Raw genomic sequence first — 17,850 nt, forward strand, 5'->3', positions numbered from 1 at the left:
CGGCCCGGGCCGAGCTTCGGCATGAGTGCTCCTCAGGTGAGGGCGTACGCCTCGTACCGGACCGCGTCGGCGGTGCGCGCGGCGGAGGCGACGGCGAGGGTGCGGTTGAGCCACAGGTAGCGGTCGTCGCCGGTCTCGAACCGGCAGAACAGGCGGAAGTAGTATTCGCCGGGATCCACCGGCTCGCCCGCCGCCAGGCGGGCCATCACCGCGGCCGGGCCATGCCGCACCCCGCTGGTGGAGATGTAGAGGTGGGCCCCGTCGTGGGTGCGCAGCGTGTAGCGGGTGTCGATACTGGCCATCCCGTCGGCGTGCACGACCTGCCAGTCGGCGCCGCCGGGCAGCACCTCGCCGCGCAGCCGGGGCCCCTCGAAGACGCCGCCGACGATGTTGATCACCCGGCGGCGGCCCCACGGCGACTGCCCGAGCTCCAGGATCGGGTCCAGCTCGACGGTGAAGGTGGCCAGCGGTTCGAGCCTCATCGCACGCTCCAGGAGGGGCGCTCGTTGAGCAGCGCCGGGTCGAAGCCGGCGGTCCGCTTGTAGGAGGCGGCGATCTCGGCGCGCTCCCGGTAGGGGATCACCCGCTCGATGTCGTCGTAGCCGCCGGGGGCGCGCTCGTGCGCCAGTTTCATCACGACCTCCGGGCCCATGCCCCGGTTGGCGAGCTGCAACGCGGTGGTGACCGGCCGCCTGGCCTCCTCGTACGCGCCGATGCCGCCGGTGGTGGCCAGCGAGTGGGCCAGCACGCGGGCGTCCAGGATCGCCTGGGAGGCGCCGTTGGACCCGATCGGGTACATGGCGTGCGCGGCGTCGCCGAGCAGCACCGCGTTGCCCTGCGACCAGTGCGGCAGCGGGTCGCGGTCGACCATGGGGTACTCGTACACGACGCCGGCCGCCTTGATGATCCCCGGCACGTCGAGCCAGTCGAAGCGCCAGTCGCCGAAGTGGCGCAGGATCTCCTCGGGGTCGGCCGGCCGGTTCCAGTCGCCGAGGTCGGCGGCGTCACGGCCGAGGGGGCGCTCGGCGATCCAGTTGATCAGCGCGGTGTCGCCGTCGAGCGCGATCGGGTAGGCGACGAACTTCATCACGCCGTCCCCCGCCATGATCATCGATCGGCCGGTGAGGAACTGCGCGCCGTGAGTGGTGCCGCGCCACAGGACCAGGCCGTTCCAGGGGGGCGGGCCCTCGCCGGGGAACATGCGGGCGCGCACCGCCGAGTGGATGCCGTCCGCGCCGACCAGCAGGTCACAGTCGGGGTACGCGCCGTCCACCCGGGTTCCGGTGTGGACCGCGTCCGGCCCGAGGCGTTCCCTGACGGCCGCCAGCAGCATGAGCTGGAGGGCGCCGCGGTGCACGGAATACTGCGGCCAGCGGTATCCGGCGTCCAGGCCGCGGGGCTCGGACCAGATGGCGCTGCCGTAGCGGTTGAAGTAGGCCAGCTCGGCGGTGGCCATCCCGATGGCGGCCAGCCGGTCGGCCAGGCCCAGCTCGGTCAGCTCGCGCACGGCGTGCGGCAGCAGGTTGACGCCCACCCCGAGGGGGCGTAGTTCGGGCACCGCCTCCAGCACCGTCACGTCGCCGAATCCGGCCGCGTGCAGGCTGAGCGCGGCGGCCAGGCCGCCGATGCCGGCGCCCGCGATGACGATCCGCACGTCCACCTCCCAGGATTGTTACAGCCATAACATTCCAGGGCGGCGGCCAGGATGCAAGACTTCCCCCATGCAGGATCGAGCCGACTTCCGCTACGAGTCGTTCGCCCGCGAGCGCCTGTCGGACCTGGGCGAGGACCCGGAGGCGTTCGCGCTCGCCTACAACCTCCTCCACCTGTCCACCTTGCTGGTCAACGATCTGGAGACCCGCATACACCGGCCGCGTGGCTGGACACTGCCGGGGTTCCGGCTGATGTTCAAGCTGTGGATGCTCGGGCCCACCCAGCCCGTGCGCCTGGCCGAGGTCTCGGCCATGTCCCGCTCCGCGGTCACCAACGCCGTTCACACCCTGGAGCGCGACGGCCTGGTGGAGCGTCGCCCTCTGCCGGGCGACCGGCGCGCCCAGGTGGTCGCCCTCACCCCCAAGGGCGACCTCGCGGTACGTGAGACGTACGCGCTCCAGGAGGCGCGCGAACGCGAGTGGTTCGCCACCCTGACCAGCGGTGAGCGGCGGCACCTCACGTCGCTGCTGTCGCGCCTGGTCGCCGCCCGCCCCGATGATCTGAGCTGAGCGGGCCCGGCGTCACTCGAAGTCGTCCGGATTGAGCTCCTTGAGCCGCTCGAACTCGTCGTCGGCCTCCAGCCCCGGCGTGGCCCCCGACGGGCGGCGCCAGGTCTCCTCTTCTGCCTGTTCGTTCCCGGTGGCCCGGCCGGCGCTGCCCGCCGCCTGCTCGCCCCCGCGAACCGGTTGCTTGCGCATCTTTTCCCCCTACACCACTTCTGTTCCCCTCCCCGAGGGCTCACCGGGCAAACCGGTCCACCACCCGGACGGCGAGGCCGGCGGGCGCCATCACGGCGCCATCACGGCGCCCGCCGGCCTTGGTGTGTCTTGGTGTGTTTCGCGAGCCGAACCCGCCCGCCGGCTACCTACAGGGCGGTCAGCGCGCGGCCGACCAGGACTTCGGCGAGGTGCGCGCGGTACGCCGAGCTCGCCACGACGTTGTCGGGTGGTTCGCAGCCTCGTGAGGCGAGCCCGGCGGCCTCCGCCGCGGGCGTTCCCGCCGCCAGCGCCTCCTCCACCGCCGTCGCCCGCAGCGGCGTCGGCCCCATGCCGATCAGCGCGACGGCCGCACCACCGCCGGGCCGCGACTGGACGGCGACCCCGACCACGGCCCAGTCCAGGGCACGGCGGCTGAACTTCTCGAAGGCGTACGGCAGGCCGCCGGCGGCCGGCAGCCGGATCTCGGTGAGCATCTCGTCCGCCGCCAGCGCGCTCCGCCGCGGGCCGGTGAAGAACTCCCGCGCCGGGATCTCCCGGACACCCGACGGGCCGCGGGCGACGAGCACGCCGTCCAGGGCGAGCACCGCGGCGGCCAGGTCGGCGGCCGGGTCCGCGTGCGCCAGCGAGCCGCCGATCGTGCCCCGGTTGCGCACCTGGGGGTCGCCGATCCGGCACGCGGCGGCGGCCAGCAACGGCACGTGCTCGGCCACCAGCGGGTCGCGTTCCAGGGTCCGGTGGCTGGTGAGCGCGCCGACCGCGATCCGGTCGCCGTCCACTCTGACGTAGGAGAGCTCGCCGAGGCGGCCGATGTCGACCAGGACGCCCGGCTCGGCCCGCCGCAGCTTCATGGCCGGCAGCAGCGAGTGGCCGCCGGCCAGCAGCCTCGCGGCCCCGCCGTGCCGGGCGAGCTCGTCGAGGGCCTCCTGGACGGAGCCCGCGCGCACGTAGGAGAAGCCCGCCGGGATCATCGCGCGCCTCCGTTCGCGGCCGCCCACTGGACCGACTCGACGATCATCTGGTAGCCGGTGCACCGGCACATGTTGCCCTTGAGGCCGTCGCGGATCTCCTGTTCCGACGGGTCGGGCCGTTCGCTGAGCAGCGCGGTGGCGGCCATGACCATTCCCGGCGTGCAGTATCCGCACTGCAGGCCGTGACACTGCCGGAAGCCCTCCTGCACGGGTGACAGCCCGTCCGGCCCGGCCAGCCCTTCGATCGTGGTGACCGCGCAGCCGTCGGCCTGGGCGGCCAGGACGGTGCAGGACTTCACCGCGACACCGTCGAGCAGGACCGTGCAGGCGCCGCAGCTGGAGGTGTCGCAGCCGACGTGGGTGCCGGTCAGGGACAGCACGTCGCGCAGGAAGTGGGCGAGCAGCAGCCGGGACTCGACCTCCGCACTGTGCGGTTGCCCGTTGACGGTGATCTCAACTCGCATGGCGCATGGCCTTCCAGACTCGTTCCGGTGTGCAGGGCATCTCCACATCGCGCACCCCGAGGTGGGCGAGCGCGTCCACGACGGCGTTCACCACGGCCTGCGGCGCGGCCGTCGCCCCCGCCTCGCCGAGCCCCTTGGCGCCGAGCGGGTTGAAGCTGGACTTGGTCTCGATGTGGTGGGTCTCGTAGCGGGGCAGGTCGAGCACGCCCGGCACCATGTAGTCCTCGAACGAGGCGGTGAGCGGCCTGCCGTCGGCGTCGAAGGAGACCTTCTCGTACAGCGCCTGCGCGATGCCCTGCGCCACCCCGCCGTGGATCTGGCCGCGCGCGTTCAGCGGGTTGATGACGGTCCCGCAGTCGTCCACGCACACGTAGCGCAGGATGTGCACGCGCCCGGTGTCCCGGTCGATCTCCACCACGCAGCCGTGCGCGCCGCTCGGGTAGCTCAGGTTCTTCGGCTCGTAGTACGCGGTGCACTCCAGGCCGAGTCCGGTGTCCTCGGGGAGCAGGTGCGGCTTGAAGGAGCGCTCGGCCACCGCGGCCAGGCTCACCGTCGCCTCGGAAACCCCCTTGACCTGGAATGCCCCGTCGACCCTCACCAGGTCGTCCGGCGCGGCCTCCAGCATGTGCGCCGCGATGCGCCTGGCCTTGGCCGCCACGTCCACCGCGGCCTGCCGTACGGCGTTGCCCGCGACCGGCATGCCCCGGCTGCCCATCGTGCCGATGCCCTCCTGCACGACTGCGGTGTCGCCGTAGAGCACGCTGATGGCGTCGAAGGGCACGCCCAGCTCGTCGGCGGCGATCTGGGCCAGGGCGGTCTGGTGGCCCTGCCCGTGCGGGGCCGTGCCGACCAGGATGATCGCCGAGCCGTCCGGTTGCAGCCGGACGTTCGCCGACTCCCAGCCGCCGATGTAGCCGAACTGCTCGAACAGCGGCGTGGGCCCGAAACCGCCCATCTCCACGAACGTGGACAGCCCGACGCCGAGCAGCCTGGCGCCGGGATCCGCGCGCCGCCGCTCCTGCTCCTCACGCAGCCCGGCGTAGTCCAGCTCGCTCAGCAGCAGCTCCAGGGCGGCCGGGTAGTCGGCCTCGTCGTACACGATCCCCTCGAACGGGGTCTGGTACGGCATCTCGCCCGGCTGGATCAGGTTCGCCCGCCTGACGTCGGCGGGGTCCTTGCCGAGCTCGTGGGCGACGAGGTCGACGGCCCGCTCGATCAGGAAGCTCGCCTCGGGCCGGCCGGCTCCCCGGTAGGATGCGGTAGGCGTTGTATTGGTAACGACGCTTCTGAACCGTGCGGCGATCTTCGGTATCCGGTAGCAGCCGCTGAGCATGTAGGAGGTGAGCGTGGCCAGGCCGATGCCCACCGGGTCCGGCACGCCGCCGGTGTTGACGGTGATCGTGACGTCCAGGGCCAGGATCGTGCCCTCGTCGTCGAACCCGACCTCGAGGTCCTGGATCTGGTCGCGGCCGTGGTAGGTGTGCACCATGTGCTCGCCGCGGGTCTCGACGAACTTGACCGGCCGGCCGAGCCTGCGCGACAGCTCGGGCGCGAGAAACAACTCGGGCATGAACGACGACTTCACCCCGAAGGCACCGCCGACGTCGGGCGCGACGACCCGGACGAGGTGCCTGGCGAGCCCGAACCGCTCGGCGATCTCCGCCCGGACCCGGTGCGGCGCCTGCACCGTGGCCCAGACGGTCGGCCCGGCCCCGGTCCAGTCGGCGAGCACGCCGTACGGCTCCATGGGCGCGCCGGCGCAGCGCTGGTTGACCAGGCGGGCGCGCAGGCGACGCGGGGCGGCCTCCAGCTCGGCCGCCACGTCGTGCGGCGTCACCTGCTGCTCCAGCGCGAGGTTGCTCTCCAGCGGCGCGAAGATGGGGACGGCGTCCGGCGCGAGCGCGTCGGCCACCGTCGCCATCACCGGCAGCGGCTCGTACCCCACCTTCACCGCCCTGGCCGCGTCCGCGGCGAGGTAGCGGTCGGCCGCGACCACGACGGCCACCGGCTCGCCGACGTAGTGGACCTTGTCGCCGGCCAGGTAGCCGCGCTCCAGGCCGGGGACGGACGGTCTGGCCGGGAGCTCGGCGAAGTCCTTCGCGGTCCACACGCCGAGCACGCCGGGCAGGGCCCTTGCCGCCTCCGCGTCGATGTGGGTGATGCGCGCGTGGGCCTCGTCACTGTGCACGTAGACCATATGGAGCAGTCCGGGACGATGGATGTCGTCCACGAACGTGCCGCGTCCGGTCAGCAGCGCGGCGTCCTCCTTGCGTGGTACAGCCGAGCCGATCATCGTCACGGGCCACCTCCGTGGCTGCCAAAGCAGGCGTCGTTAGGAGTATGGCTACTTATCTTGTCCGTGTCGGGCCTCCCCGGCAAGACCTCTGCGCCATCTCGCGCCGGCCGACCTGACCGGGCGGGTGCAGTTCACCTACCTGCTCGACTACCACTCCGCGGCCCGGCTCCTGCTCGCAGGCCACGTCGCCGCCCGAGGACCCCGCGCTGCGCGACCTGGCCGGGACCGCGGGAGGCGGCCTCTACGGCCCGCCTCACCGGGCTGAGCGCCACGGCGGCCGGAGTTCGCCGCGCCGGCGGCCGAACGCGGGCTGACCCTCACCCGGCGGCCGGCCCCGGGCCTGGAGACGATCGGCGACCTCGACGCGCCGCGCGGTGGCCGCCAGCGCGGCGAGGCCAGCCGCCGCGACCGGCACACCGGCCTCGGCCTGGCCATCGTCCGCCAGATCGCCGAGTCCCACGGCGGCCGGGTGGCCGTGTTCTCCCAGGTGGGTGAGCCGCCGCCGGGGGCCCGCCCCGGCCCTACTCCAGCACCCGCCCGACCAGGTCACCCTTGCGGGGGACCGCCAGGCAGTAGGCCGTCCGCTCGCCCGGCCACTCGTGTTCCAGGGGCGGGAGCGCACCGGCCTCGACAGCCTCGCGCTTCGACGCCTTGACCCGCAGCCTCGGGGCGCACCACTCCAGGGCCCGCCGCGTCGCCTTCTCCACGCCGGGCCAGGAGCCCTCGGGCAGCACGTAGATGGAGGCGTACTCGGCGGCGTGCGGGTGCCCGCACGGCACGACCGTCGCGACGAGGTCGCGGGGGAGGTCCAGCAGGCAGTCGCCGGGCCGCAGGTAGGTCGCGTGGCGGCGCTCGATCGCCGGTCCGGGCCCGGGCGCCTCGGCCGAGCGCGGGGGCGCGTCCTGCACGGCCGTGGCCGTGGTGGTCGCCGTACCGGCGGAGCATGCCGGAATCGCCCAGAGGAAGCAGGCGGTCACGGCGGCCAGGCGGTGCGGTGCGCGCAGGAGCATGGATCCCGAGGGTCGCACTTCCCGATCACCGTCCGGTCGCGGAACAGGCCGCAAAGGGTCACGCCGGGCTGTGACGGGCCCGGCGGCGGCAGTAGGCCAGGGTGATGGCGTAGGCGATCGGGGGGAGCACGAACACCGCGACGCGCAGCCCCCACACGATGGCCTGGTAGGTGTCGTGCGGGGCGGCGAGCAGCGGTGTCGGCGCGCCGGGGTCGGGAGGGATCTCCGAGACCCAGGTCGCCGCCCAGACCACCGCGAAGAAGGTGATGACCGCGATGCCCGTCGCCGTGCGCACCGGGGCGTCGGAGGGACGGTCCAGCAGGTGGTGAGAGCCGCGGTCGCCGGTCAGGCGGCGGTCGATGAACGGGTAGCACAGGAGCACCCCGAAGAAGCACGCCAGCACGAGCATGGGGATCCAGAGCCCCACCTGCAGCACGTACCCGCCCAGCGTGATCTCCCAGGGCGGGGTCAGGCGCAGGGCGCCGTCGAGCACGCCGAAGTACCAGAACGGCTGGGCCGACGGCGGCGCCTCGCCCGGCCGGTAGGCGCCGTGCTCCCACACCGGGTTGACCCGGGCGAACGTGGCCAGCAGCGCGATCGCCCCCATCGTGAACAGGGCGGTGGCGCCGTTCTTGACCGCGAAGTAGGGGAAGAAGGGGCCGCCCGTCACCCGCGACTCGTCGGAGCCGGGGACCCGGCGCTCGGTGTGCTTCTGCCGCCAGGTCAGGATCAGCCCGTGCAGCGGCACCACGGCCAGCAGGATCCCCGGGACCAGCAGCACGTGCGTGACGAATAACCGCGGGATGACCTCGCCGGGGAATCCGCCGTCGAAGACGAACCGCGACAGGTACGTGCCGACCAGCGGGATCGACAGCAGCAGCCCCTGCGCCTCCCGCAGCCCGGTGAAGCCCAGCTGGTCGGCGGTGAGGGAGACGCCCAGGAACGACTCGAACAGCACCAGCCCGAACAGCATCACGCCCAGCATCCACGTCAGCTCGCGCGGCTTGCGGAAGGCGCCGGTGAAGTAGACGCGGAACAGGTGGGCCACGATCGACAGCACGAACACCGTCGCCGCCCAGTGGTGCAACTGCCGCACCAGCAGGCCGCCGCGGATCTCCAGGCTGATCTCCCGCACCGACGCGAACGCCACATCGGGGTCGGGCTGGTAGAAGAACGTGAGAAAGGTCCCGGTCAGCACGATCAGCACGAACGAGTAGAGCGCCAGCTCGCCCAGCAGGAACGACCAGTGGCTCGGGAAGAGCTTGCGCAGGTTGGGGCGGAGCCAGCGGCCCAGGCCGAGCCGGTCGTCGACGTAGAGCGCGCCGCCCTGCGCGGCCCGCGCGGATCCGGCGACCAGCCGGGCGCGGCGCTGGGGCTTCGTCGGAGTGGCCACGGGCGCCTCCTGTGGGGGTGATCCGATTGTGCACTGGTCCTTCGGGTTTCTCAAGAATTGGTGTAAACCAATTGGTATAAACCACTTCGTCAGCCACGCGAATATCAATTGGATTAGACCGGTGTACGCCGTTCTACCTGCGGAAACGATGACTTAACCGATGGGTGCAGTTTCGTCGGCAAAGTCACCGGTAGAGTCCCGATCAGAGGCGTTGATTGGAGCTGTGGTGGCCAAGTTCGTTTACGATTTCACCGAGGGCAACAGGCACCTCAAAGATCTTCTCGGCGGCAAGGGAGCCAACCTCGCCGAGATGACCAACCTTGGGTTGCCGGTTCCGCCCGGGTTCACGATCACCACCGAGGCCTGCCGGCACTACCTCACGCAGGGCACGGTCCCCGACGGCTTCGAGCGGGAGGTCGCGGAGCATCTGGCCGCCCTGGAGCGGCGGATGGGCCGCACACTCGGCCAGGCCGACGACCCGCTGCTGGTCAGTGTCCGCTCGGGCGCCAAGTTCTCGATGCCCGGCATGATGGAGACCGTGCTCAACATCGGGCTCAACGACGAGTCCGTGCACGGCCTGGCCAAGCAGGCCGGGGGCAACGACCGCTTCGCCTGGGACTCCTACCGCAGGCTGATCCAGATGTTCGGCAAGACCGTGCTCGGCATCGACGGCGAGCACTTCGAGCACGCGCTCGAGACGCTCAAGGGCGACCGGCAGGACACCGACCTGGAGGCCGGCGAGCTGCAGGGGCTGGTCGAGACGTTCAAGGGCATCGTGCGCGAGCAGACCGGCCACGACTTCCCCGCCGACCCCCGCGAGCAGATGCGCCAGGCCGTCATGGCGGTCTTCGACTCCTGGAACGCCCCGCGCGCCATCCTCTACCGCCGCCAGGAGCGCATCCCCGCCGACCTCGGCACCGCGGTCAACATCGTCGCCATGGTCTTCGGCAACTGCGGCAACGACTCGGGCACCGGCGTCGCCTTCACCCGCGACCCCGGCTCCGGCCACCAGGGCATCTACGGCGACTACCTGCAGAACGCGCAGGGGGAGGACGTCGTCGCGGGCATCCGCAACACGATCCCGCTGCAGGACCTGGAGCGCCTCGACCAGAGCAGCTACGACGAGCTCCTGGCGATCATGGAGAAGCTCGAGAACCACTACCGGGACCTGTGCGACATCGAGTTCACCATCGAGCGCGGCAAGCTGTGGATGCTGCAGACCCGGGTCGGCAAGCGCACCGCCGCCGCCGCGTTCCGGATCGCCACCCAGCTGGTCGACCAGGAGCTCATCACGCTCGACGAGGCCGTCACCCGCGTCACGGGTGACCAGCTGGCCCAGCTGATGTTCCCGCGTTTCGACACCGACGCCGCCAAGAACAAGATCGCCAAAGGCATGAACGCCTCGCCCGGCGCGGCCGTCGGCAAGGCCGTCTTCTCCTCCGAGCGCGCCGTCGAGCTGGCCGGCCAGGGCGAGGAGGTCATCCTGGTGCGCCGCGAGACCAACCCCGACGACCTGGCCGGCATGATCGCCGCCCGCGGAGTCCTCACCAGCCGCGGCGGCAAGACCTCGCACGCCGCCGTGGTCGCCCGCGGCATGGGCAAGACCTGCGTCTGCGGCGCGGAGGAGCTCGAGGTGTCCACTTCCGAGCGGAGGTTCACCGCGCCGGGCGGCGTGGTGGTCGAAGAGGGCGACGTCATCTCCATCGACGGCACCACCGGCGAGATCTTCCTCGGCGAGGTGCCCGTCGTGGACTCCGCCGTGGTCGAGTACTTCGAGCGCGGTGGCGCACTCCAGGAGGACGGCCAGGATCGCGAGGGCGAGCTGGTGCGGGCCGTCGACCGGATCATGCGGCACGCCGACGCGACCCGCCGGCTGGGCGTGCGGGCCAACGCCGACACGCCCGAGGACGCGGCCAGGGCCCGCCGCTTCGGCGCGCAGGGCATCGGCCTCTGCCGCACCGAGCACATGTTCCTGGGCGAGCGCCGGCAGCTGGTCGAGGACCTGGTGCTGGCCACAGGCGAGCAGGAGCGGCAGGCCGCGCTGGACGCCCTGGAGCCGCTCCAGAAGGCCGACTTCATCGGGATATTTCAGGCGATGGGGGACCTGCCGGTGACGGTGCGCCTCATCGACCCGCCCCTCCACGAGTTCCTGCCCGACCTCACCGACCTGTCCGTCAAGATCGCGCTGGCCGACGCCGGCCACGGCGAGGTCTCGGCCAAGGACCGCGAGCTGCTGACCGCCGTCAAGAGACTGCACGAGCAGAACCCCATGCTCGGCCTGCGCGGTGTGCGCCTCGGGCTGGTCATCCCCGGCCTGTTCGCCATGCAGGTACGGGCCATCGCCCAGGCCGCCAAGGAGGTGCCCGGAGCCCGGCCGGAGATCATGATCCCGCTCATCGCCGCCGTGCAGGAGCTGGAGGCCGTCCGTGAGGAGGCCGCCGCGATCCTGGCCGAGACCGGAGTGGACGCCCTCGTCGGCACCATGATCGAGACACCGAGGGCGGCGCTGACCGCGGGCCAGGTGGCCGAGGCCGCCGAGTTCTTCTCCTTCGGCACCAACGACCTGACCCAGATGGCCTGGGGCTTCTCCCGCGACGACGTCGAGGCCGCGTTCTTCTCCCGCTACCTGGAGCTCGGCATCTTCGGCGTCTCCCCCTTCGAGACCCTCGACCAGGAGGGCGTCGGCCGCCTGGTCAGGATCGCCACCGAGGAGGGCCGCGCCGCCCGGCCCGGCCTCAAGCTCGGCATCTGCGGCGAGCACGGCGGCGACCCCGGCTCGGTGCGCTTCTGCCACGACGTCGGGCTCGACTACGTCTCCTGCTCGCCGTTCCGCATCCCGGTCGCCCGCCTGGAGGCCGGACGGGCCGCGCTCAGCGAGAACGACTCCGACAGCCGCTGACCGGCGTCACACGGGCGCGTGCCGTACCCGCTGGGGGTCCGGCACGTAGTCGTGACGCACGCCCTGCTCGCCCAGCCACTCGCGCAGCCCGGGAACGGCGGACGGGCTGGCCGCGACCTGGGCCGCGTACTCCGCCAGCGCGACCTCCTCGCCGTCGTCGAAGAGCAGGCGCGCCGGGCCCGACCAGGAAAGGGTCCAGCGGGCCTGGCCGTGCTGGATGAGCACGGCCTCCAGCGCCTGCCCGAGCACCGCGGCCAGCATCGTCTCGGACGCCTGCCAGCCGAGCTCGCGCAGCCGCTCCTCCAGCTCCGCCTGCCGCCCCCGGGCGATCGCCTCGAACGCCGCGTCGAGATAGGGCCTGTTGGCGCCCACCACCCGCCGGCCCGCCTCGGCCAGGTCGTGCAGCGCCTCGGCGTTGCGCACGGCGTACGTCCCCTGGGCCACCAGCTCGTCCCACGACGCCGGCCGCAGCTCCAGCGCCTCGGGCCGCCACATCGACCGCTCGACCGCCTGGACCGCCGCTGTGGCGTCGCGCAGCAGCGTCAGCGCCGGACGGGGATCGGGCACGTGCTCCGGCTCGGGCAGCAGCTCGATCGCGGCCAGCCGCTCGGCCAGGCTCGGATGCGAGTCGTAGGGGGAGGTCTCGGCGGGCTGCTCGCTCAGCCTGGCGATCTCGGCCTGCCTGACCGGGTCGCTCACCATCGCGTGGAACCCGTTGAACACCGTGGCCGGCCGGTAGCCGCCCGCGCCGGTCATCGACAGGTAGTCGGCTGTGTAGAGGCCCCACGCGGTCGCGGTGCCGTGGATCTTGTGGAGCGCGCCGGCCATCGCCCGCTGGCCGCCGATGGCCACCGCGAACCGGTCGGCCTCCAGCTCCTGCCGGCGCGAGACGGCCTGGGAGACACGCAGGTAGAGCCCGGCGTACAGGGTGAACACGCGCCGGATGAGCGGATGCCCGCCGAGGGCGCGCACGGTCGCGAGCAGCGACACCCGGCCCCGGTAGACCGGCGCCCCCAGCCGGGTGTGCGCGCCGCTGTAGTGGCCCAGCTCGTGGCCGAGCACCGCCCGCATCTCGTCGACCGTCAACGCCTGCAGCAGCGGCAACCCGACGAACATCCGCCGCCGGGTGGACCTCAGCCCCAGGAACCGGGTGTCCTCCGAGACCGCCGCGTTGACCTCGGGCACCAGCCGGATCTCGTCGGGCGGCGCGGTGCCGACCAGCCGGGCCAGGTCGTCGACCGCCTGCCAGAGCGCGGGCTCCTCCCCGCGCGTGACCGGCACGCCCGGCTCCTCGCCGCCCGCGCGCCGGCCGACCACGACCAGGACCCGCACCAGCACGCCGGCGGCCAGGGTGAGCGCGATCGCGGCCCGCAGCCAGTTGCCGTGGAAGTCGACCACCAGCAGGACGTCGATGACGACGGCCGCGGCCACCACCACGCCGACCAGCACGTAGAAACCTGCCAGCAGCACGCAGGCCAGAACCGCGCGGAACGCTGTCGTCATGGGGGAGGGCTCCCGGGGAAGGGGTACTCGCGAAACTTGACACTAGCGGAGACCGGAAAGTGGATAAAATCGCTGCACTAATGGCCCGCTACGACGAGCACGACCAGGCACGATGGGTTCCCGAACCACCCGGCAACCCCGAGCGCAGCGCGTTCGAACGCGACCGCGCCCGGATTCTGCACAGCGCCGCCCTGCGCAGGCTGGCGGCCAAGACGCAGGTGGTGGGCCCGGGCGAGACGCTCGGCGGCGGCCAGCACATCCCGCGCACCCGGCTGACCCACTCCCTCGAGTGCGGCCAGGTCGGCAGGGAGATGGGCGCCACGCTCGGCGTCGACCCCGACCTGGTGGAGACCGCCTGCCTGGCCCACGACCTGGGCCACCCGCCGTTCGGGCACAACGGCGAGGTGGCGCTCAACGAGCTGGCCGGCACCTGCGGCGGGTTCGAGGGCAACGCGCAGAGCCTGCGCCTGCTCACCAGGCTCGAGGCCAAGGTGCTCACCGAGGACGGCGGGAGCGCCGGCCTCAACCTGACCAGGGCCGCCCTCGACGCGTCCGTCAAATACCCCTGGACCCGCGACACGTCGCCGAAGTTCGGCGTCTACGACGACGACCTCCCGGTCTTCGAGTGGATCAGGGAGGGCGCCCCGCCCGGCAGGGTGAGCTTCGAGGCCCAGATCATGGACTGGGCCGACGACGTGGCCTACTCCGTGCACGACCTCGAAGACGCGCTGCACTCCCACCACGTCACGCCCGAGGCGCTGCTGTCGCCGATCGAGCGCCGGCAGGTGTGCGAGCTCACCGCCGCCTGGTACGCCCCCGGCACCGACCTCGGCGAGCTCGAAGACGTCTTCACCAGGCTGATCGCCTCCCCGCTCTGGCCGCGCCGCTTCGACGCCACCCTCGCCGACCTGGCCGGGCTCAAGGCCCTCACCAGCGGCCTCATCGGCCGCTTCTGCCGGTCCGCTGAGACCGCCACCAAGGACTGGTACGGCTCGCGCCACCACGTCGACCTGGTCGTGCCCCGGACCACTCAGCTGGAGTGCGCCCTGCTCAAGGGCATCACCGGCCACTACGTCATGACCACCGAGGACCACCACGCCAACCAGGCCCGGCAGCGCGAGCTCATCACCGAGCTGGCCTCCCTGATCACCCTCGGCGCGCCGCGCACCCTCGAACCCGCGTTCCGGCCGGCCTACCTCGACGCGCCCGACGACGCCGCCCGCGCCCGCGTGGTCATCGACCAGATCGCCTCCCTCACCGACACGTCCGCCGTCGCCTGGCACCGGCGTCTTTCCGGATGACCGCCGCAAGGCGTCCCCGTGGACCGGAGGACCTCAGGTCGGATCGACCGTGATCACGTCCGGGGCCTCCTCCTCGGGCTCCTTGGTCGGCTTGGGCACCTTCTTCGACTTGCACAGGATCGTGCAGCGCGGCGTCTCGCCCAGCCTGCCGCGCAGCGCCATCGTCTCCTCACTCGGGGAGAGCGTCCTGTTGCCCGACATCCAGGAGTCGAGGTAGTTCCACGGGTTGACCATCCCCCGGCGGATCCACCAGTAGGAGGAGCCGGTCTTCCACGAGATCGCGAAGTACAGGTTGGTGCCGGTGTCGCGGGCGTTGCCGGACGAACCGACCCGGCCGAGCAACTGACCGGCCCCCACCCGCACGCCGGGCCGGATGCCATCGGCGACCGTGTCGAGATGGCCGCCGAGATAGCGGACGCCGTCATCGCCGATGATCGTGACGAACCTGCCCTCGCGGTGGGCGCCCACGTCGGTCGTCGGAAGCCACAGGTTCTTGGTGTTGACCTCGTCCACCACGCCGCTGACCGGGGCGACGAAGGCGCACCCGCGGGCGGCCCAGATCGTCGTCTTGGGCAGCGTCAGCAGTTTGCGCTGGTAGCTGACCCGGCAGCCCTGCACGGGGAAGGCGTAGGTGTGCTTGGAGAGCTTGGGCGGCGGCACCTTGACCGGGGTGTCGCCCTTGGGCGGCTTCACGGCCGCCTGCCGCGACGGGGACGGCTTCGGGATGGTCGCGGTCACCACGGGCGTGGCCTCGGTGGGCGGCGCCGGCTCGGGCGACTGGGCGCTCACTCCCGCCACCCCTGGCGCCTGGGCGCAGGCGCCGGTCACCAGCGCGGCCCCCGCCAGGGCCATCCATCGTCCTATCCGCCCCGATCGCATGATCTCCACCCGTGTCACCGTATACACCGCAAGCTTTACCTTTGTAGCTGACGGGGACAACGGGGAGGATACGTTTTCCGCATTACGGTCCTCGAGGTGACATCCCGCTCGCTGCCCACCCGACCGCGAGGCTGGGAATGTCGGCCGGCGGCAATAGACTCACCGGCGTGGCCGGCCGTATCCGTGACGTCGACATCGCGCTCGTACGCGAGCGATCACCCATCGCCGATGTGATCGGCGAGCACATCCAGCTGCGCAACGCCGGCGGCGGCAACCTCAAGGGGTTGTGCCCGTTCCACGACGAGAAGAGCCCGTCCTTCAACGTCACGCCCGAGCGCGGCATGTACTTCTGCTTCGGCTGCAGCGAGGGCGGCGACGTGATCACGTTCGTCGAGAAGATCGAGCACCTCGGGTTCGGAGAGGCCGTCGAGCGGCTCGCGCAGCGAGCCGGGATCCAACTGCAGTACGAACAGGGCGGCTACGTGCCGCGGCGAGACCACGGCGAGCGGGCCAGGCTGGTCGAGGCGCACAAGGCCGCCGCCGAGTTCTACGCCGCCAAGCTGCTCGGCCCCGACGCCTCCGCGGGGCGGCGCTTCCTTTCCGAGCGCGGGTTCGAGCGGGCCGACGCCGAGACCTTCGGCGTCGGCTACGCGCCCGCCGAGTGGGAGGCGCTGTCCCGTCACCTCATGGGCCGCGGGTTCACCGCCGAGGAGCTGATCAAGGGCGGGCTGGTCAAGGAGGGGCGGCGGGGGCCCATCGACCGGTTCCGCGGGCGGCTGATCTGGCCGATCCGCGATGCCACCGGCGACGTGATCGGCTTCGGGGCGCGCAAGCTGCTCGACTCCGACGACGGGCCGAAATATCTCAACACGCCCGAGTCGCCGCTCTACAAGAAGAGCCAGGTGCTCTACGGCATCGACCTGGCCAAGCGCGAGATCTCCAAGCGGGCCCAGGCGGTGATCGTCGAGGGCTACACCGACGTGATGGCCTGCCACCTCGCCGGGGTGCCGACCGCCGTGGCCACCTGCGGCACCTCCTTCGGCGAGGAGCACATCAAGATCCTGCGCCGCTTCCTGCTCGACCAGGCCGAGTTCCGCGGCGAGGTGATCTTCACCTTCGACGGCGACGCGGCCGGCCAGAAGGCGGCCCTGCGGGCGTTCGCCGACGAGCAGAAGTTCGTCACCCAGACCTACGTGGCGGTGCAGGCCGACGGGCTCGACCCGTGCGACCTGCGGGTCAAGCAGGGCGACGCGGCCGTCCGCGACCTCATCGCCAGCCGCGAGCCGTTGTTCCAGTTCGCGCTGCGTAACACGATCGCCCGCTACGACCTGCGCAGCAACGAGGGCAAGATCGCGGCGCTCGACGCGGCGGCGCCCATCGTGGCCGCCATCAAGGACGTCGGCCTGCGCAAGCGCTACGCCATCGACCTCGACCGGTGGCTGGGGTTCATGGACGAGCGGTTCGTCATGCAGCGCATCGCCGAGGTGGGCGGGGCCCAGCGCGGGCGGCCCCAGCAGGCGCGACGGGCGGCGCCGGTCGACCCAGGCGTGCGGGTGGAGGCCGAGCTGCTCAAGCTGGCCGTGCAGCGGCCGGCCCTGCTCGGCCCCCGCTTCGACGCGCTCGACCCCCAGGCGTTCACCGCGCCCGACCACGTCACGCTGCACCAGGTGATCGCCGCGGCGGGCGGCACGGCCGCGGCCGGCGTCGGAGGCAGGGAGTGGGTCGACCGCCTGCTGGAGCACGCGCACGACGAGGTGGCGCGGGTGCTGGTGACGCGGTTCGCGGTCGAGGCGATCCAGGCCGACTCGCACGCCGAGGAGCGCTACGGCGCGGCCATGCTGGCGGCGATCGAGGCCATCGCGGTCGACCGGGCCATCGCGCAGGTCAAGTCGCGCATCCAGCGGCTCAACCCGGTGGACGAGCAGCAGGAATACAACCGGCTCTTCGGCGAGCTGGTCGCGCTCGAGCAGCAGCGCCGGGTGCTGCGCGACCGGGCCGCCGGCAGCTGACCCAGCCCGGCCCGGCGCGCCACGCCGTGAGGGCTGGCTGTGCCGGGACGCCAATCGTGCCGTGAGGTCGGTCGTGTCGGGACGCCGGTCGTGCCGTGAGGTCGGCTGTGGCGTGAGGCCGGCTGTGGCGCGAGGCCCTGCGTGGCGCGGGGGTGGTCGGCTCTGGGGGCGTGGAGCGATCCAGAGATGCAGCGGGGTCGGCGGTGGTGATACGGCCGGCCGTATCCACCCGTCCCATGGCTCCGGCGAGGCGCTCGACCGGCCCGCGAGTAAGGATCAACTATGTGGGGAAGCGCGGGCCGTACAGAAGGCGACTGAAGGGCCGCTCGCGGCGGAACCGGTGGCGCGAGGCCGAAGTGGCATAACTGGGTGGTTGTGCCGGGAAATCTTTCTCGACGCCGCCTCGCGCTCGGCGCAGGGGCCGCGAGGGACGGACAAAAGCCCTGATGGGCGGGCATTCGGGCAGGCCGCGAGGTGCGTCCGGCCGTGCGCGGGGCCGGACGCGTCCATTCCAGATCGCGTAATTGACTTTACTTTCCGGATCAAACTTCGGCTAAACCTTTAATGGATCTCAATTTGGTAAGGGCCGATGCCTTACCTTCGGTGACAAAAATGGGTCTGCCATTTTATGGAACCAATACTGCAGACTGTGTCCCGTGGGTGCATCGGTGCTGCCAAGTGGACCGCCCTCCGTAG

15 protein-coding genes are annotated in these 17,850 nt (G+C 71.9%); 4 read left to right on the forward strand and 11 right to left on the reverse strand.

The window, feature by feature from the left end; genetic code table 11:
* Positions 1-32 precede the first annotated feature (32 nt).
* Together AB0C16_RS33420 and AB0C16_RS33425 are read right to left on the reverse strand one after the other, a co-directional pair.
* Complete coding sequence (locus AB0C16_RS33420) at positions 33-482, reverse strand: DUF3237 domain-containing protein (protein WP_357688913.1); 450 nt, start codon at positions 480-482, stop codon at positions 33-35.
* Complete coding sequence (locus AB0C16_RS33425) at positions 479-1,654, reverse strand: flavin-dependent oxidoreductase (RefSeq protein ID WP_357688915.1); 1,176 nt, start codon at positions 1,652-1,654, stop codon at positions 479-481. The genes AB0C16_RS33420 and AB0C16_RS33425 overlap by 4 nt, the downstream gene beginning before the upstream one ends.
* 67 nt (positions 1,655-1,721) lie before the next feature.
* On the opposite strand from AB0C16_RS33425, the gene AB0C16_RS33430 reads away from it, so the two are divergent.
* Positions 1,722-2,222: a MarR family transcriptional regulator gene (locus AB0C16_RS33430; protein WP_357688917.1), complete on the forward strand. Its 501-nt coding sequence runs from the start codon at positions 1,722-1,724 to the stop codon at positions 2,220-2,222.
* Between the two features lie 12 nt (positions 2,223-2,234).
* Here the strand turns inward: AB0C16_RS33430 and AB0C16_RS33435 are convergent, their stop codons facing one another.
* The 7 genes from AB0C16_RS33435 to AB0C16_RS33465 all read right to left on the reverse strand — a co-directional run bounded on the left by AB0C16_RS33435 (position 2,235) and on the right by AB0C16_RS33465 (position 8,563).
* Entirely contained in the window at positions 2,235-2,411 is a 177-nt protein-coding gene (locus tag AB0C16_RS33435; protein WP_357688919.1) for a hypothetical protein, read from the reverse strand.
* Between the two features lie 167 nt (positions 2,412-2,578).
* Entirely contained in the window at positions 2,579-3,400 is an 822-nt protein-coding gene (locus AB0C16_RS33440) for an FAD binding domain-containing protein (RefSeq protein ID WP_357688921.1), read from the reverse strand.
* Entirely contained in the window at positions 3,397-3,864 is a 468-nt protein-coding gene (locus tag AB0C16_RS33445) for a (2Fe-2S)-binding protein (protein ID WP_357688923.1), read from the reverse strand. The genes AB0C16_RS33440 and AB0C16_RS33445 overlap by 4 nt, the downstream gene beginning before the upstream one ends.
* A complete protein-coding gene (locus tag AB0C16_RS33450; protein ID WP_357688993.1) occupies positions 3,854-6,157 on the reverse strand; it encodes a xanthine dehydrogenase family protein molybdopterin-binding subunit in 2,304 nt (767 codons plus the stop codon). Before AB0C16_RS33450 ends, AB0C16_RS33445 begins: the two co-directional genes overlap by 11 nt.
* Before the next feature lie 256 nt (positions 6,158-6,413).
* Positions 6,414-6,620, reverse strand: coding sequence for a hypothetical protein (locus AB0C16_RS33455; RefSeq protein WP_357688925.1), 207 nt, complete (start codon positions 6,618-6,620; stop codon positions 6,414-6,416).
* 61 nt (positions 6,621-6,681) lie between these two features.
* On the reverse strand, positions 6,682-7,170 hold the full coding sequence (locus AB0C16_RS33460; protein ID WP_357688927.1) for a hypothetical protein: 489 nt from the start codon (positions 7,168-7,170) through the stop codon (positions 6,682-6,684).
* A gap of 58 nt (positions 7,171-7,228) precedes the next feature.
* On the reverse strand, positions 7,229-8,563 hold the full coding sequence (locus tag AB0C16_RS33465; protein WP_357688929.1) for a cytochrome bc complex cytochrome b subunit: 1,335 nt from the start codon (positions 8,561-8,563) through the stop codon (positions 7,229-7,231).
* A gap of 226 nt (positions 8,564-8,789) precedes the next feature.
* Between AB0C16_RS33465 and ppdK the strand changes: the two genes are divergently transcribed.
* The gene (gene ppdK / locus AB0C16_RS33470) at positions 8,790-11,462 is read left to right on the forward strand and encodes a pyruvate, phosphate dikinase (RefSeq protein ID WP_357688931.1); all 2,673 of its coding nucleotides are present in this window, start codon (positions 8,790-8,792) and stop codon (positions 11,460-11,462) included.
* Between the two features lie 6 nt (positions 11,463-11,468).
* Here ppdK and AB0C16_RS33475 read toward each other — a convergent pair whose 3' ends face one another.
* Entirely contained in the window at positions 11,469-12,965 is a 1,497-nt protein-coding gene (locus AB0C16_RS33475; RefSeq protein WP_357688933.1) for a M48 family metallopeptidase, read from the reverse strand.
* A gap of 80 nt (positions 12,966-13,045) precedes the next feature.
* Here AB0C16_RS33475 and AB0C16_RS33480 point away from each other — a divergent pair, with 80 nt between their 5' ends.
* Complete coding sequence (locus AB0C16_RS33480) at positions 13,046-14,266, forward strand: deoxyguanosinetriphosphate triphosphohydrolase (RefSeq protein WP_357688935.1); 1,221 nt, start codon at positions 13,046-13,048, stop codon at positions 14,264-14,266.
* 33 nt (positions 14,267-14,299) lie between these two features.
* Here the strand turns inward: AB0C16_RS33480 and AB0C16_RS33485 are convergent, their stop codons facing one another.
* The gene (locus tag AB0C16_RS33485) at positions 14,300-15,118 is read right to left on the reverse strand and encodes a peptidoglycan DD-metalloendopeptidase family protein (RefSeq protein ID WP_357688937.1); all 819 of its coding nucleotides are present in this window, start codon (positions 15,116-15,118) and stop codon (positions 14,300-14,302) included.
* 194 nt (positions 15,119-15,312) lie between these two features.
* Between AB0C16_RS33485 and dnaG the strand changes: the two genes are divergently transcribed.
* Positions 15,313-17,154 carry a DNA primase gene (gene dnaG / locus AB0C16_RS33490; protein ID WP_357688939.1) on the forward strand — a complete coding sequence of 614 codons (1,842 nt, stop codon included), beginning with the start codon at positions 15,313-15,315 and terminating at the stop codon, positions 17,152-17,154.
* The last annotated feature ends 696 nt before the right edge of the window (positions 17,155-17,850 follow it).

This window comes from Nonomuraea sp. NPDC048916 (assembly GCF_040649575.1).
Taxonomy (GTDB): domain Bacteria; phylum Actinomycetota; class Actinomycetes; order Streptosporangiales; family Streptosporangiaceae; genus Nonomuraea.

What these genes read in the sequence shown, in the direction of transcription:
- AB0C16_RS33435 (WP_357688919.1), bottom strand. Translation starts at nt 2,411, where the DNA reads ATGCGCAAGCAACCGGTTCGCGGGGGCGAGCAGGCGGCGGGCAGCGCC.
- AB0C16_RS33460 (WP_357688927.1), bottom strand. Translation starts at nt 7,170, where the DNA reads ATGCTCCTGCGCGCACCGCACCGCCTGGCCGCCGTGACCGCCTGCTTC.
- AB0C16_RS33485 (WP_357688937.1), bottom strand. Translation starts at nt 15,118, where the DNA reads ATGGCCCTGGCGGGGGCCGCGCTGGTGACCGGCGCCTGCGCCCAGGCG.
- AB0C16_RS33430 (WP_357688917.1), top strand. Translation starts at nt 1,722, where the DNA reads ATGCAGGATCGAGCCGACTTCCGCTACGAGTCGTTCGCCCGCGAGCGC.
- AB0C16_RS33475 (WP_357688933.1), bottom strand. Translation starts at nt 12,965, where the DNA reads ATGACGACAGCGTTCCGCGCGGTTCTGGCCTGCGTGCTGCTGGCAGGT.
- AB0C16_RS33440 (WP_357688921.1), bottom strand. Translation starts at nt 3,400, where the DNA reads ATGATCCCGGCGGGCTTCTCCTACGTGCGCGCGGGCTCCGTCCAGGAG.
- AB0C16_RS33450 (WP_357688993.1), bottom strand. Translation starts at nt 6,157, where the DNA reads ATGATCGGCTCGGCTGTACCACGCAAGGAGGACGCCGCGCTGCTGACC.
- AB0C16_RS33420 (WP_357688913.1), bottom strand. Translation starts at nt 482, where the DNA reads ATGAGGCTCGAACCGCTGGCCACCTTCACCGTCGAGCTGGACCCGATC.
- AB0C16_RS33445 (WP_357688923.1), bottom strand. Translation starts at nt 3,864, where the DNA reads ATGCGAGTTGAGATCACCGTCAACGGGCAACCGCACAGTGCGGAGGTC.
- AB0C16_RS33480 (WP_357688935.1), top strand. Translation starts at nt 13,046, where the DNA reads ATGGCCCGCTACGACGAGCACGACCAGGCACGATGGGTTCCCGAACCA.